The organism is Methanoregula sp., from assembly GCF_041645475.1.
Classification (GTDB): domain Archaea; phylum Halobacteriota; class Methanomicrobia; order Methanomicrobiales; family Methanospirillaceae; genus Methanoregula.
The window spans coordinates 259,352-276,775 of record NZ_JBAZQA010000002.1 but is presented as its reverse complement, the minus strand read 5'-3'; the positions used below and the strand labels follow the sequence as shown (position 1 = coordinate 276,775).

General features: G+C 56.9%; 14 protein-coding genes. 3 read left to right on the top strand and 11 right to left on the bottom strand.

The genetic code is table 11. The features are described from left to right. Positions 1-24: 24 nt before the first annotated feature. The gene (locus tag WC598_RS03270; RefSeq protein WP_372960036.1) at positions 25-1,974 is read right to left on the bottom strand and encodes a putative cobaltochelatase; all 1,950 of its coding nucleotides are present in this window, start codon (positions 1,972-1,974) and stop codon (positions 25-27) included. Between the two features lie 230 nt (positions 1,975-2,204). Between WC598_RS03270 and cobN the strand changes: the two genes are divergently transcribed. Genes cobN through WC598_RS03255 form a run of 3 tightly spaced genes read left to right on the top strand, consistent with a single transcriptional unit; the run spans position 2,205 to position 7,730 of the window. Further along, on the top strand, positions 2,205-6,011 hold the full coding sequence (gene cobN, locus WC598_RS03265; RefSeq protein WP_372960035.1) for a cobaltochelatase subunit CobN: 3,807 nt from the start codon (positions 2,205-2,207) through the stop codon (positions 6,009-6,011). 40 nt (positions 6,012-6,051) lie between these two features. Further along, positions 6,052-7,008 (top strand): ATP-binding cassette domain-containing protein, encoded by a 957-nt coding sequence (locus WC598_RS03260; RefSeq protein WP_372960034.1) that lies wholly within the window; start codon positions 6,052-6,054, stop codon positions 7,006-7,008. Next, positions 7,005-7,730 (top strand): ABC transporter permease, encoded by a 726-nt coding sequence (locus WC598_RS03255; protein ID WP_372960033.1) that lies wholly within the window; start codon positions 7,005-7,007, stop codon positions 7,728-7,730. Before WC598_RS03260 ends, WC598_RS03255 begins: the two co-directional genes overlap by 4 nt. A gap of 345 nt (positions 7,731-8,075) precedes the next feature. Here the strand turns inward: WC598_RS03255 and WC598_RS03250 are convergent, their stop codons facing one another. The 10 genes from WC598_RS03250 to WC598_RS03205 form a co-directional block, all read right to left on the bottom strand. Continuing rightward, the gene (locus WC598_RS03250; protein ID WP_372960032.1) at positions 8,076-8,411 is read right to left on the bottom strand and encodes a hypothetical protein; all 336 of its coding nucleotides are present in this window, start codon (positions 8,409-8,411) and stop codon (positions 8,076-8,078) included. A gap of 379 nt (positions 8,412-8,790) precedes the next feature. Beyond that, positions 8,791-9,213 (bottom strand): nickel-responsive transcriptional regulator NikR, encoded by a 423-nt coding sequence (gene nikR, locus WC598_RS03245; RefSeq protein WP_372960031.1) that lies wholly within the window; start codon positions 9,211-9,213, stop codon positions 8,791-8,793. Between the two features lie 133 nt (positions 9,214-9,346). Further along, on the bottom strand, positions 9,347-9,733 hold the full coding sequence (locus tag WC598_RS03240) for a hypothetical protein (RefSeq protein WP_372960030.1): 387 nt from the start codon (positions 9,731-9,733) through the stop codon (positions 9,347-9,349). After that, positions 9,730-9,939 carry a hypothetical protein gene (locus tag WC598_RS03235; protein WP_372960029.1) on the bottom strand — a complete coding sequence of 70 codons (210 nt, stop codon included), beginning with the start codon at positions 9,937-9,939 and terminating at the stop codon, positions 9,730-9,732. Before WC598_RS03235 ends, WC598_RS03240 begins: the two co-directional genes overlap by 4 nt. Before the next feature lie 678 nt (positions 9,940-10,617). Further along, positions 10,618-11,727 (bottom strand): adenosylcobinamide amidohydrolase, encoded by a 1,110-nt coding sequence (locus WC598_RS03230; RefSeq protein WP_372960028.1) that lies wholly within the window; start codon positions 11,725-11,727, stop codon positions 10,618-10,620. Between the two features lie 94 nt (positions 11,728-11,821). Beyond that, positions 11,822-13,159, bottom strand: coding sequence for a cobyrinate a,c-diamide synthase (locus WC598_RS03225; RefSeq protein WP_372960027.1), 1,338 nt, complete (start codon positions 13,157-13,159; stop codon positions 11,822-11,824). Positions 13,160-13,274: 115 nt separating this feature from the next. Further along, positions 13,275-14,312 carry an ABC transporter substrate-binding protein gene (locus WC598_RS03220; RefSeq protein ID WP_372960026.1) on the bottom strand — a complete coding sequence of 346 codons (1,038 nt, stop codon included), beginning with the start codon at positions 14,310-14,312 and terminating at the stop codon, positions 13,275-13,277. Further along, positions 14,313-15,062: a sugar phosphate isomerase/epimerase family protein gene (locus WC598_RS03215; protein WP_372960025.1), complete on the bottom strand. Its 750-nt coding sequence runs from the start codon at positions 15,060-15,062 to the stop codon at positions 14,313-14,315. It abuts the gene before it with no gap. Next, positions 15,059-16,354, bottom strand: a complete 1,296-nt coding sequence (locus WC598_RS03210; RefSeq protein ID WP_372960024.1) for an ABC transporter ATP-binding protein — start codon at positions 16,352-16,354, stop codon at positions 15,059-15,061. The genes WC598_RS03215 and WC598_RS03210 overlap by 4 nt, the downstream gene beginning before the upstream one ends. Beyond that, a complete protein-coding gene (locus tag WC598_RS03205) occupies positions 16,351-17,298 on the bottom strand; it encodes a FecCD family ABC transporter permease (RefSeq protein ID WP_372960023.1) in 948 nt (315 codons plus the stop codon). Before WC598_RS03205 ends, WC598_RS03210 begins: the two co-directional genes overlap by 4 nt. Positions 17,299-17,424 lie beyond the last annotated feature (126 nt).

Here is a 17,424-nt window from a genome sequence, read left to right as displayed (position 1 = left end):
GTGCCGGTATCGCCAAATGCCGGCTTACATCCCGATACCTTTGATGAGACCTGCCAGCTGCCCGGCCTCCAGGTCTTCGAGCCGGATGTACCGTGCGCCCAGCTCGTCAGAAAGTGCCTCTGCATAGCCAAACGAGAGGAAATTCTGGTCAGGGTCGATGACGAGCGAGGGAATATGTGCGTCGCGGATGTGCGAGGCAATCTCTTTCGCATTATCGAGGGGAGTCCCGGTTCCCATGCCAACGTTCGCTTTTCCATCCGAGATCAGGATAAGCCGGGGGATGGTGTTGTGGCGGACTGACTGTTCCCGTAACAAAACGTCGAGCCCTTTGGCCAGGCCGTGGGCAAGAGGCGTCTTTCCCCCGACCGGGAGTGTCTGCATGCAGTTCCGGGCAAGTTCAACGCTTGACGTGGGCGGCAGGAGAAGTTCTGCACCGGAGCCGCGGAACACCACGAGGCCCACCCGGTCCCGCTTCTGGTAGGCATCGATCAGGAGGGAGAGGATGGCGCCCTTGACAGCAGTCATCCGCTGCTGTGCCCCCATGCTGCCACTGGCATCGACCACAAACAGGATTGTGTTTTCCGTTTTTCGTTCCCGGACTTTCTCGCGCAGCTCGGAGAGTTCAATTTTGATGGCAAGATCTCCCGCCCGTCCTTTCTGGAACGGTGCAGCGGCTCGGATTGTTGCATCGAAGGCAATATCCGCATTCGGCGTCTCCGGTACCCGGCTCCGGACGTACCGGCCGTCCCGGGATTCGGTTATGCTTCTCTTTCCACTTCCATCCCGTTTGGCGGAGTCCATGCGGTGCGGAAGGTCAAGACGTTGCTGGTCCACGCGGAACGGAGACCCTTCAGCGGATCCGGTGGTGGCCGAGCTGTCCGGCACCCGTAACTCCTCGGACTGCGGGTTGTCGGGCGGTTCGTTCTTCTGTTCCGGGTGTTTGTGCTCGTTCCTGGAATTCCGGATGGACTGTTCCATCTTCTGTTTGTCCATCTTCTGCTCCGAGAACGGTTTGCGCCGCATGCGGTGCGAGAGGACGAGGTTTGCCGCGTCCCGCACATCCTCCTCGTTCACTTCCAACCGGTTATTCCAGGCCGCTATCGTTGCAGCGGTCTTCATCATCGTGATATCAGCACGGTGGCCGTCAACGGCCATGTCAATGCAGACCTGGGCTATCATCCGGAGAATATCATCCGGCACCCTGACCCGGGGCAGAAGATTCTTTGCCGTAAGGATACGTTTTCGCACCTCCTGCTCCTGCGATTCCCATGAAGGTACGAAGGTTTCCGGGCGGCTCTCGTAGACCTGCCTTCTCTTGATGACTTCGATACGGGTCTCGACATCCCGTATCCCTTCGATATCCACGCAGAGGCCGAAGCGATCGAGGAGCTGCGGGCGCAGTTCTCCCTCCTCCGGGTTCATGGTTCCTATCAGGATGAACGATGACGGGTGCGAGTAGGAGACACCTTCCCGCTCGATGAAATTCATCCCCATTGCCGCTGCGTCGAGAAGGACATCCACGATGTGATCGTTCAAGAGGTTCACTTCGTCCACGTAGAGGATATTCCGGTTGGCTTCCGCCAGGATGCCCGGCTCGAACTTCTTATTCCCGGTCTTGAGAGCGTGGCTGATATCGAGGCTGCCCACTACTTTATCCTCAGTAGCACTGATTGGCAATTCAACTACCCGCATAGGAACTGATTTGGAGACGAGGGCCGGTAATTTCTCCAGGCATTCCCGGCACATCCGTTTGGTATCGCAGGGGTCGCACCCGAACATGCAGCCATCCACAACGCACCGTTCCGGGAGGAGGTGCACGAGCGCCCGGGCTGCCGTGGATTTGGCCGTACCTTTCTCGCCCCGGATCAGGACGCCACCGATACCGGGGTTGATGGCATTGAGAATGAGCGCGAATTTCATCTGCTCCTGGCCGACAATCGCTGAGAATGGGTAGATGGCTTCGAAATGGTTCACGGCGGATCTCCTGGAAAACCGGATACTGCTATCCCGGTGTTTTTGTCTGTGGGATATTCCGGGTATGTCAGATAATGTAATTTCTCATATTATTATCAAATGGTATTACCTTTTTCTATTTGTTATAATTCGATAGCACGAATACAAAAATTATTAACAAAAGATGAATTACATTTCAAGGTACGTTATACACCTGTTTCCGCACATCAGGAAACAGGCAGGAAAAATCCATGAAAATCACCTCGATCATGTGGGGATCCTATGCCCCGGTACTCAAACGAGCAGCCAGAACCTGTGGTATCGACTGTACCATCTATCCTACCCGGGTGCTGGAAGACATGCCGGAAAAGCGGGACGAGGCAATCGCCTCCATGAAACAATCGGATGTTATCCTCCTGTACCACACATCCGACATGTTCTGGGAACAGATGAACCGGGATATCGAGGGGATCCGGAAAACGGTCCCTGTCATCTCGCTCGGCCCCGATCCCTCGTTCTGGGCCCAGTCAACGGTCGAGCCGCCAATGGTCACGACCTGTCACCGTTACATCACCAATAACGGCGATGAGAATTTTGAAAACCTTCTCCGTTATATTGAAAAAGAACTCTTCGCAAAAGACGGCCCGGTTGCTCCTCCTGCAGAAGTTCCCTGGGAAGGGCTGTACCATCCGGAAGCCCCGCGGGTATTTGGCACCGTTGACGAGTACCTGGCCTGGTATGCCGGTCGCGATTACGGAAAATTCCGGGTGGGCCTCGTCTTTTCCCGGACATCCTGGGCATCAGGGAATGTTGCCCTTGAAGATATGCTCATCCACAGCCTCGAACAGGAGGGCCTCAGTGTTGTCCCGGTCTTTACCTATGCTATCCAGGACGATGCCCTGGGTGCCCGGGGAATGACGCAGGTGGTTTTTGAATACCTTTTTAAAAACGGATCCCCGCGGGTGGATGCTCTCGTCAAGCTCATCCCGTTCCTCTTTGGATCGGTGCGCGACAATTCATCCGGCAGGACAGATACTTCGGGAGGTATCGACCTCCTCCGGTTGTTCGATGTCCCGGTCTTCTCCCCCGTGGTCTCCATGTACATGACCCTCGATCAATGGCAGTCCTCGGAGGGCCTCTCCATGGATGTCGGGTGGGCTGTCTCACTCCCGGAGTTCGAGGGCGTGATCGAGCCGGTCTTCATCGGCACGAGCCGGAGCGAACCGGATGGCGGAAAGACCCGTGAGGCTGTGCCGGACCGGTGCACGAAGATTGCGGGAAGAGTACGACAATGGATTGCCCTTGCGAAAAAACCGGTCCCGGAACGCAAAGTCGCGTTCATCCTCAACAACAACCCCTGCGCCGGGACCGAAGCGAATATCGGTGGCGGCTCGAACCTCGACACACTTGAAAGCATTGTACGGATTTTTAAGCAGATGGCGGATGCCGGGTATGCGGTTTCCCCTCCGGCTTCCGGGAAGGAACTTGTTGAAACCATCCAGAAAAAGAAGGCGATCTCGGAGTTCCGGTGGACGAGCGTCCAGGACATCGTGGCAAACGGGGGTGCACTGGCCCGGATGGACCTCAACACCTACCTCCCGTTCTTCCGCTCGTTGCCGGCATCCGTGCAGCAGCAGGTTACCAATACGTGGGGTGAACCCCCGGGCGAGGGGATGGTACTCGACGGGACAATGCTGATCACGGGTCTCTCGTTTGGCAATGCCACCGTGCACGTCCAGCCCAAACGCGGGTGTTACGGCTCGCGGTGCGATGGCACGGTCTGCAGGATCCTCCACGATCCAAAATGTCCCCCTCCGCACCAGTACCTGGCAACGTACTACTGGATAGAGCAGATCCACAGGGCCGATGTAATCGTCCATGTCGGTACCCATGGCAGCCTCGAATTCCTGCCGGGCAAAGGTGTAGGTCTCTCGCAGGAATGTTACCCGGATATTGCGGTCGGGACCACCCCGTTCATCTACATCTACAACTCCGACAACCCGGCTGAGGGAACCATTGCGAAAAGGCGCAGCTATGCAACGATAGTCGACCACATGCAGACAGTGATGACCGTAAGCGGGCTGTACGATGACCTGGAGGAGATCGATACCCTGCTCACCGAGTACGAGACAACTAAGAACGATCCCGCCCGCGCCCATGCCCTCCAGCACCAGCTTAACGATACCCTCATCCGCGCAAACCTGGACAAGGACCTGCACTTAAGCCACGGGATGCCTCTTTCCGAGATGGTTGCAAAAGCCCACGAGGTTCTCTCGAAGATCCGGAACACCCGGATCCAGGCGGGGATGCATGTATTTGGCGAAGTACCCTCGGGAGAGCGTCGTTCCGGGTTCATCAGTTCCATTGTCCGCTTCGACAGCGGCAACGCGTCCCCACGCAGGATTATCGCCGGCGTCCTGGGATTTGACTTGACCGACCTGCTTTCCGGGCAGGACCGGTATTCGGAAGAACACAAAATGTCCTATGGAGCAATCCTCGAACGGGTCGATCTGGAACTGGACCGGTTCATCAGTTCCGTGCTGGATGATCCCACTCTTCCCATTCCCCTGATCTTCGGGAAACGCATCCCGAACGGGCTGGTGGAAACCCTCGATTCGCTCCGGACCCGCATCATCGATATCAGCCGCCGGATCGATGAGTCCCGGGAGATTGAATCCCTCCTGCACGGTATGGACGGGGGGTATATTCCCGCCGGGCCATCCGGCCAGATCACCCGGGGGCACGAGGATGTGCTTCCCACCGGCCGGAATTTCTATTCCCTGGACCCGTACCGCGTTCCCACGAAAGCTGCATGGCGGGTGGGCCAGCGCCTTGCCGATGCTCTCATTGAAAAATACTCCCGGGAAGAAGGATCGGTTCCCGAGAATGTCGCGTTTTACTGGATGGCAGGCGACATCATGGCTTCGGACGGCGAGATGTTTGCCGAGATGCTCTGGCTCCTTGGCGTGCGGCCGGTCTGGCAGAAGAACGGGCAGGTGAGATCCTTTGAGATAATTCCGCTTCATAAACTCGGCCACCCCAGGATCGATATCACGGTGAGGACCACCGGCATCCTGCGGGACAACTTTGCCAACTGCTATGAACTGCTCGACGATGCCGTGCAGGCAGTGGCAGCGCTCGATGAGCCGCTGGAAAAGAATTTCGTGCGCAGGCATGCCCAGAAGAGCATGGTCGGGGAGGGGGCCGGGTTCCGGGATGCAACGCTGCGCATCTTCTCCTCCCGGCCCGGCTCGTATGCGAGCGGCGTAAATCTTGCAGTCCTTTCCAGCGCATGGAAAACCCAGGCTGACCTTGCCGATATCTTTGTGGCGTACAACGGGTACGCGTACGGCCGGGACGTCCAGGGAAAGGATGCCCACGAGCAGCTCGCTTCCAGCCTGTCGACCGTATCGGTCACGTTCAACAAGGTACAATCCGACGAGCACGACCTCCTTGGCTGCTGCTGTTACTTTGGCACCCACGGGGGTTTTACGGCAGCCGCCCGCCATTACTCGGGCAATGACGTGAAACCGTATTACGGCGACACCCGCGAGCCGGAGAATGTTGAAGTGCGGGATCTTGCCGACGAGATCCGACGGGTTGTCCGGACAAAACTCCTCAACCCTAAATGGATCAACGGCATGAAAGACCACGGGTACAAGGGGGCCTCCGATATCATGAAGCGGGTGACCCGGGTGTACGGCTGGTCGGCATCCACGCAGGAAGTGGACGACTGGATCTTCAACGACATTGCCGATACGTTCGTCAACAACGAGGAGATGCGGGAATTCTTTGAAGAGAACAACCCCCATGCGCTCGAAGAGATCGCGAGAAGGCTTCTTGAGGCAAACCAGCGCAGCCTCTGGGACGCAGATCCCCGCGTGCTCGACGATCTCAAAAAGAATTACCTGGAGATCGAGTCCTGGATGGAGGACCAGTCCGGAGCGGGGGATTACCAGGGCGGGAACGTGGATGTCGTGACTATGGACGACAACGCCCTCTGGGGAAACACCATGAAAGACCTGTTGAAACAGGTGCATGCAAAACATTCACGATGATCGCAGTGCCATACAGCGTTATCGAGAAAAAGGATGATCGATGAACGCAATTGAAACCCACGACCTCACCCGGTATTACGATGCACTCTGTGCTGTGGATCGCCTGACCCTCTCGGTCGACAACGAGATCTTCGGCCTGCTGGGCCCAAACGGTTCCGGCAAGACAACGACCGTGCTGATGCTCACAACGCTCCTGCGACCAACTGAAGGATCGGCGAGCGTCTGCGGGTACGATGTTGTCCGCGATGCGGAAAATGTCCGAAAACAGCTCAGCTATGTGCCGCAGGACATGGCAGTCGATATCAAGCTGACCGGCCGGGAAAACGTGCTCTTCTTTGCCCACCTCTACGGTATTCCCCGGCCAAAAGACAAAGTTGACGAGGTCCTCGCCATCATGGAACTCACCGACCGGGCGGACGAACTGGTCAAGAATTACTCCGGCGGAATGCGCCGGCGGCTCGAACTCGCCCAGGCCCTCGTGCACGAACCCGAAGTGCTCTTTTTGGATGAGCCCACGATAGGACTCGATGTTGCAGCCAGGAAAAAGATCTGGGAGCACATCGGGGTATTGCGGAAGAACGGGATGACCATCTTTGTCACCACCCATTACATGGATGAGGCCGACCAGTACTGCGACCGGGTCGGTATCGTCAGCAAAGGAAAGGTTGTTGCGCTCGGCCGACCGTCCGAACTGAAATCCGGGCTGATGACCGATGTCATCACGGCCAGGATCTCCGGCCCGCTCAATATTCCCGCAATAGACGGGATTCGTCTTGTCGGGCAGGTTGAAGACGAGCTCTCGTTTGCCGCAGAGAACGGGAAAGAGGCGCTGCCGATCCTTGCCCGGGCCTTTGCCGATCATGGTGCGGTTATCCACTCGCTCTCGCTCCGGGAACCAAGCCTCGATGATGTGTTTCTCCATGCGGTGGGAAACCAGGATGAGCCCCGGTCCTTCAACGACCAGCAGTTCCGGACCATGCTGCGGAGGCGGAAATGAGCGGCCTCTGGTATTACATGGAACGGGACATGATCAAATGGCTGCGCGGGAAGATCGCGGTCTTCACCCTGCTTGTCATGCCCGCTGCGTGGCTCATTTTTGTCGGCCTTGCCCTGCCGGTCACGTTCACCGGGAATTACCTGGATTTCATCACGCCGGGCATCCTCGTCATGACCATGCTTGCGTCCTCGATGCAGGGCGGGGCACTTTTGATGTTCGACAAGATCTTAGGCTTTCTTAACAAGTTCCTCGCGCTCCCTACCCCGAGGGAGAACATCCTGTTTGGCAAGATCCTCTTCATCACCATCCGGGGCGTTATCCAGTCAACCGTCATCCTGATCGTGGCCACCCTGATCGGCGCGACCATCCTGTCTCTCTCCCAGTACGCTATGATCTACCTGATCCTGATCCTCTTTGGGATCCTCCTCTCGGGCCTTGCGACAACGCTTGCGCTCTATGTCGGGGATCATGATTCGTACGCTGCTGTCAATACCATGATCTCGATGCCGCTCTTCTTCACGTCGAGCGCCCTGATGCCCTACAGTGTTATGCCCCCCTGGCTCGCGGCAATTGCCCGCGTCAATCCCCTGAGTTTTGCCATCGATGCAATCCGGTCCGTGGAATACGGCGTTGTGCCGCTCCTCCAGATCGGGATCCTTGTCGTCCTGTGTGGTGTTGTCCTTGCGATCTGCACGCATGTCTTCCGGAGAATGACCGTATAGCGACGTGGCATAACCTGGAAACCACAAGAGAGGGGATGCACGAAACCGGGCCCTGTACGGGCGTATTTTCCCTGAGGTGAACCGGGGAAAAACCCTGTACGGGCTCCGTTTGGGACCGGCCGGGAAAATCCGCCGGTATGGCCTTTATTTGACCGGTTCTCTGCGGAAACGATGCCGTATTACAGGGCCTATTGCCCTTTGCGCAGCACCGGAAAAGGGGATGTGCAATACTTCCTCAAGAGGGAAGAACAGCGATTCTCATCAATCGGGAGCCGGATTTTTTTTTACGTTGCAAAAACCGGTTCGGAAAGATCCGCTGTAACCGGAAAAATGAGGAGAGGAAGATCAGAATTCTTCCGCGATACCATATCCCCAGGCATAAAGGGTAGCTATGGGATCGTTTTTCGGGAAGAGATTGCAGACAAGTCCCTTGCTTCGCAGGAACCGTTCCGCAGTAGCCGGTGAGACCGGCATGATCTTATCAGCGCTCTTTTTTCCAAATGACCAGAGATGCAGGTAATACGTGATCTTCTTTTCCGCATTGGTGTGGATGTAAAGATCTTTTCCCTGCCGCTGGATATCGGGCAGATGACCTGCGGGTCGCGGTGCCGAATAGAGGCATTCGTCGTGTCCGGTATCGACCCGGGTCTTCCGGCTGCCATCATACAGAATTGTCTTCATCAACTCAACTCCTGCTGTAACCGGAACCCGTTTCCCCACGGTTCCCGGAACCGGCTGTACAGCACAGCCCTGATGCGATGCACTTGTCGAAGGTGCGGGTGATTCCTGAAGATTCAGTCATACCCTGCTTCCTGTATTGGAGGTCGTCGTTATTATACTTTTTTATTTTTGTAGCACTAAATATGTAAATTTTTTAAATTTATATTACACACCGGGGTGCGGGTTCTAAGAGGGCATCAAAAAACTCCTGTTCACCAGGGTGCTACGGAACCAGGAATACAGGTAAAATGAGAACCAGGTAATCTCCCAAAAAAGGTAATAAAAGATATTGCCAGAATACCGGAACCGAAGGGAATGCAATCCCGGCACGGGTTATTCTTTAATCCTCAACACTGATTGTCGTGAGTTTTACCGATTCTACTCCTTTCTGGGCCATGAGATGCTCGGCAAGGGACTTGAGCTGCTCGCCATCCCCATGGACAAGGATCACTTCGAGGCACCGGTCGTGGGTGACGTGGGAATGGAGCGAGGCCTTGATGATCTCGTGATGATCGTGTTCGATTTCCGTGATGGTGGTGAGGAGGTTGCGCTGCTCGTGATCGTACACCATGGTGATGACGCCTTCGCGTTCACCCTTGACATCGGACATCCACTTGTAATAGGTGATGTAGGTCCGGATGGCATCGCGGATCCCTTCCGAGCGGGAGGAGTAACCACGGAAGTTCAGGATTTCATCAAACCGGTCGAGCAGATTCTTGGGAAGTGATATTCCAATCCGTGAGAGATCGTCATCCATAGTCATATCAGTACGTGAATATCATTGCTGATAGTTTTTTAAGGTTTTGAAAAAACGGATGGCTTAGTTGTACTTGGTATGTAATGCCGGTCTGTGAAATAATCCCCGGATGCCGGAGAGTCCGGGGGTTCATTTCCCGTCAACCCGGGATCTTCTGCGGCCCTCCATGGGTCACTGCCATCATCCCATCCGGCTGGATCTCAAAACAGCAAAATCCACCCGACCGGGGCCGGACCCAGATCTCCCGGTGAAGCCGGATGAACCCGGTCTCCAGCGGGAAGAGGGTGCGGAGGGACTCTCCCTCCTCCCGGCAGAAGTCAGCAAGCGCAGCGGGATCATCCGGGATACCTGCAATATACTTCAGCCGGAGATAGATCATCTCATATGGTCCCCTCATCCCAATCAGGTTGACCGGCTTATAGCGCGAGACAAAACAGCGCCGTGCCGGCAATACCCGGTATCCTTCGGACACGAGGATATTACGGGCTTCCCGTTCAGCGGGGGAGAGACGGGTGAGCCGGGTCATGAGTTGGACTCCGTCATTTCACCGTTACAACCACACGCGAATTGTGCAGTCGTGCGACTCATAAAACAGGCAACGGCAGCACAGGCTGACAGGTTGTCGGAATTGACCGGCAGGACATTCGGATTGATCGTCGATACGTTTACAATCGGATGTGCGGGTTCACAAATCCCGCTTGTTACTACCCTCTTCGTTACGAAATCTGCCATTTTTGTACAGGCTCCTCGCCCCGGCACCCGGGGCTTAAAACAGGTACTCTGTAGGAAAGGGGTCTTGAATTTTGCTGAAGGGAGGGAATACCCCAGTTTCGGGATGGACTAATCCGGACCCTCTGCGGGCTCCGTTTGCCCATTTTCCGGACCCATGAGGTCATATTACCCGAAAAAGAGGGAGAGTAATCATCTTTTTTTCGTGTTTTTACGTCGGAAAAGGGGAGGTCATATGTAGCCATATTACAGCGGAAACGGAGGGACAAAAACAGGGTACAGATTTGGGGGACCATATCCCAGGTCCGGGTTATTCATTATGTGAGAGAACAGAAGACAATCATATATAGGGAATTCCTGAAACCACACCTGCCAGCCGTTTATTCATTTTCTTCATAATATATGACCTCGTTATCCCGCATTCCTTAAGGGTTTCCGGTGGCCGGATGGAGTGAAATACAGGGAGAAAACAACCTCAACCGGAAGGCCGTTTGCGGCCATCCGGAGCGGGCGTTTCCACCCGCATTTTGGCACTCTGACCCTAATTCAAGCCCATTTTCCACGCGAACCAAAACCGGGCGTTTTACGGGCGTTTCCAGGAGAGGTTGGTACCTGAAACAGGGAATCAGGACCCATACAGGGCGTATTTTAATCGGACCCGGATAGTGCCATTATCCGGCTTCAACCCGAAATGGAAATCCCGTCATTGATCTCATGGAGAACCAGATCGGCTAATGCCCTGACAAGGCACGAAAGGATCTCTTCCTGTGCAGGTTTTGATCTGTTGTTGCCATGAATCATCAGTTCAGGATCATATAATTGCCGGATCACGCGGCAGGCAGTGATTTTTGCTTGATCCTCCGGCAGCAGGTTCCAGGTCGCTTCATCAACAATGTGGAGGACAGCAGATACCAGCGATACTAAGTTTGCGTCTCGTGATTTTTCTCGAAAACAATAAACGAATTTTTCTTTTGACAGCTTTTCCGGAAGTATTTCCCCATACCGTACCATGGCGGAATCCCAGATATCTTCCACGGTCACGCCAAACCGGGACAGCCGTACCAGCACATCCCGCTGTGATCCGGGGGAGAGACCGGTTTCCATCTCCAGTGCAGCCTGCGTGGCAGCTATCACCGTCTTCCCGATAAGTTCCCCCAGTTTCGAATGCTTCCCCGCATCGGACACGTGGAGTGATGAGCCGGGATTTGCAACCACCGCGATCATATCCGTCCCGGACCCGGTGGCAATACCGGTCGAGTAGATGCTCCGGGCCATCAGCTGCTGGAGCGCTGCGGTTTTTGCTTCGGTGGCAGTCATCATGGTCCGGACCATGGCGTACTCCGGGAGGTCGGCACTGATGAGAAGGATCGTGTTGATGGTCCCGCCAACCGGTTCAAAAGAATCCCCATTCTCGTAATATGATGCCGGATCACCGGCCCTCCCGCCGTTCTTGTCAATACCGGCGGTCACGATCGCAGTAACCGTGAGATCCCGGAATGATTCCGAGATTATCGCTGCATTCTTCATCTCTGCCCGGGTGAGGAGACCGCTTGTGCTGGCCGGGTCCAGTAACAGGGACTCTGCGACACCTTCGAGATACGTTTTCACGCCTCCATTGGCATGGCAGGCTTCACAGGCTTCAAGCGGAATCTGGTGATTGAAGATCGCTTTTTGGTTTTTTCGGTATCCCCCGTTCATCCACGATGTGGAGAGCACGTCCCGGGGTTCGGGGAAGCGGACAATAAGCGAGGATTCGCGGTGCTCTATCTCTTCATTTCCTGAAAGAATCATATGAACCGGCTCCCAAAAATCTGTGAGAAAACCAGAGGAGTCCTCAAATCATGGTGCGGGGATCCGAAAGTCATTCTGCTCCCGTCTTTCATCATCAACGGGTCCCCCGGAACTCCGCAGCAGCCGCAACGAAACGCCGGCAGAATGAATCACTGAAATATGCATGAGTGTATGCCCCGATGACATTCTTTTCGAGAAGCCCGTCTTTTCCCTCATGGATCCCATTTCCCTGCACGAGCTGGATTGCAAACCGTGCATCGGGATCGAATACGGCCCTGGAGAAATGGAACTCGTGCCCACGAAGAGCTACCGTCCCTGCCCACAATCCTGATGTCCCATAATAAGCCCCCTTCACGTACCCAAGTGCCTGGATCGTTTTCGTCATCTCGACGCGGGCGGGCAATACGCCGGCCATCTGGTAATCCCGGTCGGTGGTAACCGATCTGCACAGGTACATGAGCCCGCCGCACTCGCCATAAATCGGCATGCCATTGCCCGCCATGTCGTGAATGGCATGCCGGCACCTGGAACCTTCGAGTTTTCCGGCATGCAGTTCCGGGTAACCCCCGCCAAGGTAGAGAGCGTCCACGTCCGGCAGGGTATCCTGCATGGGTGAGAAGAACCGGATCTCTGATCCGGCCCGGACGAGCCGGTCGAGATTATCCTGGTAATAAAAACAGAACGCGTCATCGCGGGCAACACCTATGACCGCCTTTCTCTCAACCACGGGTGTTTTCGTTGACGGAGGAACGATCAGCACCGGGGCATTCCGTGCCACATCCAGGATCCTCTCAAGATCGCACGACTCCCGGACAATGCGGCCATACCGGGTCATCCCATCGGATTCGTGCGCCATAACGAGGCCAAGGTGACGGCTTCCCACTTCCGATCCCCGCTGGTGAGGAATCCACCCGAGTGCGGGAACAAATTCCTCTGTTGCAATCATCTCACGATGCTTGCACGATCCCAGCCGGTTGTAAATAATGCCGGCAATCCGTATGCGGGGATCAAAGGTCTGGAAACCCCGGACCACCGCGTGGACACTGCGGGACGCCGCGTATGCATCCACAACCAGAAGGACCGGCGCATGGAGGATTCGGGCAACATGGGCTGTGCTTGAAAAGTCCGTGCCATCAATCCCGTCAAAGAGGCCCATGGCCCCTTCGATAACCGCAATATCCGCATCGCCGGATGCAGAGGCAAATGTCCGCAGGATTCCGGTCTCTCCCATCATGAAAGGATCGAGATTGCGGGAGACCCTGCCGCAGGTTGCGGCGTGGTGGGAGGGATCAATGAAATCCGGCCCGGTCTTGAACGGCTGGACAAGGTGCCCGCGTTCAGTGAGTGCGGCCATCAGGCCGCTGGCGACGGTGGTCTTGCCGCAGCCGCTGTGCGTTCCGGCAATAACGATCCGTGGGATGGTTACCGGCATACAAACCCCCCACGCCGGGACCATCTGGCGATACCGGTAAATGCTCCCGGCACGCCGGTTTCCGCAGGCAAACAGGGACGGATTTTGCCATGCCAGCCTCTGATACTTTGTTCCATCAGTCATTCCTTCCACGGTGCAGGAGAATTATCAGGGAGATTATCAGAACCGCACTTCCCGCACAGAACCCGGACGATTTTACCGGGGAAGTCGCTGTTGCCTCTGGGGAAGGTGAGGCCTGCGTGAAACACTCCGGGTGTATCAGTTGTGCCACGGTCTCGATTGCATCAACAATACGGGGGGCCGGCCGGCTGATGATGTCGGCATCAACGGCATAGACGCGCTTGTTCTTCACCGCAGAGAGTGACGAGTACTGCGGGTTGTTCATGAACGCTTCAAGGATTACATCTTTTTGTGATGCATCCATCCCGCCGCCACCATTCACAAGGATGATGTCCGGGTTCTTTGCCAGGAACTCTTCGAGCGATACCGTTCCCCACCTGTTCATGGAAGCAAAGGCATTCTCCCCACCGGTCATGGTGATGACATCGTTCTGGAGTGTATCATTGCCGCTCACGTAGAACGGGGAGTGCCAGACTACGTGGGCAACGGTCGGACGGCCGGTTGCGGAGGGGCAGGGGCGGACAGCGGCAACGCGGTCTGACAGGCTTGCAGCCAGTTCGCCGGCCCGGCGTTCCGTGCCGGTCAGTGTTCCGACCAGGAGGAGATTGCGGATCATATGATCGGTATTCCGGGGCGCAATGACCGCTACGGTCAGGCCGAGATCCCGGAGCCGGCCCACGGTCTCCTTTGGCGTGAGATCGGAAGCCAGCACGAGATCCGGCCTGGCAGCGGCTACCTTCTCGATGCTGATAGCTGAGTAACCCCCGATACGGGTCTTGTTCTTCATAGCCGGAGGATAATCGCAGACATCGGTCACCCCGGCAATCTGATCGGCAAGGCCGAGAGCTGCCAGGATCTCGGTGTTGGACGGGGAGAGCGAGACTATCCTAAGGGGAGTCGCGTTCAGGACTATGACCGTGCCGGAGTCATCAATGACAGTTACTGCCGATACCGGCAGGATGCAGAATGCCAGCGCTGTAGCAAAGATGAGCAGGATGAGGAGGTTTGTTTTTGGGAAGTGTTCCGGATTCATTTACGATTCCCCGTTCCGAAGCGATGAAAGGTACCGGACGCTCTCTCCGGCAGCAGCAAGCTCCCGTGTCTCCACAACAAGGGTTACCCCCTGAGGGAGCCGGCTCAGGAGTCCGGGGAAATCGATGGTGCCGGCACCGCATGCGATGTGATCGTCAACGGTCCCGCCATTGTCATGGAGGTGGACATGGCAGAATCCCCCGGCTGCCAGGAATTCATCGAGATTCCCGTTGAGCCGGGCGTGGCCGATGTCGAGAGTGCATCCAAGGTCCCTTACAGCAAGTTCCGGCAGGAATGCGGGGGTCCGGAAATGGCAGCATTCCCAGGTTCCCATGTTCTCGATACAGACCCGGACGCCGTGCTCTTCCTGGAGCCGGACAAGGTCATCGAGCGAGCGCAGCAGGGATGCAATAGAGCGATCCGTCACCTGTTCGTAGGGAGAGAAGCCCGGGTGGACCACGAGATGTTCTGCGCCAATGCGGGCTGATGCGGCAAGAACTTCATCGAGGAGCGCAATCGAAGCCTCCCGCATGCGTTCATGGACCGCGGCGATGTTGACTTCGCTGCATGGCGCATGGACGCTGTACGCGAACGGGTATTCGCGGCACGGGGAGCTGTCCGTGAGAAGATCATGCAGTCCGTCAGAGAGGATCTCAACGTGGGATGTCCGGGAGGCAAGCGTCTCAAGCGCGGTGTCGAGCGGATGGTCGATACAGCAGAACGTGGAGATAAAAAGGGGTGATGTGTTCATGGTTCATTCCGAGAGATGTCATTTTTTGCAGGTGTTGATTCCAGAAGATGGAGAATTCCTCCAAAATGGGTAGTGCAGTGTGCGCCGGCAGAACAAAGGCCGGAGAAGGCTGTTGCCGCTGCTCCTTTGGCATAATCAAAGGAAGCGAAATCACGGCCTTCGGGGATATGGAGGATGATCCGGGCCGGGAATGCTTCAGATAGCGCAAGAATCACCGGGAGGTTGCCGGTCCCCACGGGATGGACGGACACGATAATCCGGTCAGCCCGGACCAGCAGGGCCCGGAATTTTTCCAGCAACGGGGCTGTAATCTGCGAGAAGGGCTGGACCTCAATGCAGGGAATCGCGAGCGCTTTTGCGGTTATGTAATCGGTGTCGGTAGTGGCAAGGATACCGGCCGAGACGATATATCCCCGTCGGGAAAGGAAGTACAGGAGACCGGTGCCGCTCCCCCCGCCGGAGATCACAAGGATATTCCGGTTGGTATCCGGTGCAGTTCTCTGGCACGGGGTATCGAGGGGCATCAGGAATGTCCGGCCGGTTGCCGGGTGAAGGGACGTGACAACGTCCGCACCATAGACCTCGTGAATCTTTTCCGGGGTCAGCACCTGTGCCGGGATATCATCGGCAACGACCTGCCCGTTCCGGATCATGATAAGCCGGTCGCAGTAGAGCGCAGCCATGTTGAGGTCATGGAACACCCCGATGATGGTGGAACCGGATGCCGCAAGGCTGCGCATGAGCGAGAGGATCCCGGCCTGGTGGGACAGGTCGAGATGGGAAGTCGGCTCGTCAAGGAGGAGGACCCGGGTGTCCTGGGCAAGGGCGCGGGCAATGAGCACCCGCTGCCATTCGCCGCCGCTCAGGGCCCGGATCGACCGGTCGGCCAGATGAGCGATCCCGGTCTCTTCGAGGGCCCGGTGACAGCGGGCATAATCGCCCGGTGTGAGGGAGGCAAGCCTGCTGGTCCGGGCATACCGGGCCATCAGGACAACCAGGATCACCGTAAAGGAGAACGGCCGGCCCTCGTCCTGCGGGACAAACCCGAGCGCCATGCCGAGTTCCGGGGAGGTATAGTCGCTGACCGCTTTTCCGTTCAGTTCGAGGATGCCGCTTGACGGGATCACGCGGCTGAACGCCTTGAGGAGCGTGGTCTTGCCCGAACCGTTCGGGCCGATGATACCGGAAAAGGTTCCCGGTGCAAAGGTGCAGCTGACCGATTTGACAATGTCATCAGTGCCGTACCCCGCGTGGAGGTTGTCGGCATTGATGCTGCGGGTCCGGTTGTTCATGTAACCGACCCCCGCTGGTAGATGAGCCAGATGAAGAACGGGGCGCCGATAAAAGCCGTGATGATCCCAACCGGCAGGTCCGAGAAGAACGTGCGGGCAAGCGTGTCGGACAGGACAAGAAGGATGCCGCCGGCGAGGATGCTGGCAGGGATTACGATGCGGTTATCCGGGCCAAACAGCATCCGGACCACATGAGGAGTGACGAGACCCACAAACCCGATTGAGCCGGCGATCGAGACGGCTCCCGCAACGAGCAGGGTGCTGCCGCCAAGCACCGTCCAGCGTGCCCGGGTTGCGTCGATACCGAGATGGGCTGCCGTCTCCTCGCCAAGCGAGAGGGCGTTGAGGTCGCGGCCCATAAAGAAGAGGAGGAGACCGGCCGGCAGAAGAATGCAGGCCGACAGGATCGCGTCGGACGGCGATGCATTCCAGAAACCGCCCATAAGCCAGAAGATGATCTGGTGAACGTTCTGGCCGGCGATTGCAATCAGGAACGAGACAAGGGCCGAGAAGAAGAACGAGACCGCGATGCCGGTCAACAGCAGGGTCTCTACGGAGACCACGCCCTGACGGCTGGCAATCGACCAGACGAGGAGGATCGCAACAACAGCGCCGGCCCAGGCAAAGACCGGGACGAAAAATCCCCCGAAAAAGACGATGGCTATGGATGCGCCCAGCGCACCGCCGGACGATGTGCCGAGGATGTAGGGATCGGCCATCGGGTTCCGGAAGAGCGACTGCATGGCGGCTCCGGCAACCGCGAGGCTGGCACCGACAAAGAATGCGGAGAGAACCCGGGGAAGCCGGATGCCGCCAACGATATCTGCGGTACCGGGGCCAACCGCCGGTATCCCAAAGCCGGCCGGGCCGATGAACGTGCAGAGGATGATGGTCAGGATTGCAGCGACAATCATGCCAAGAATAAGGGGAAGGGTTCGGGTCAAAGTATCCAGTCACTCCGTTTTCTTCTGGTTCAGCAGATCCCCCGGGGGAACACCGGTGCTGCACACCGGTTCGCAATGCGGAAGCAGCCGATATGCCGGGTCCGGGGCCTGCCGGTCATCCGGCAC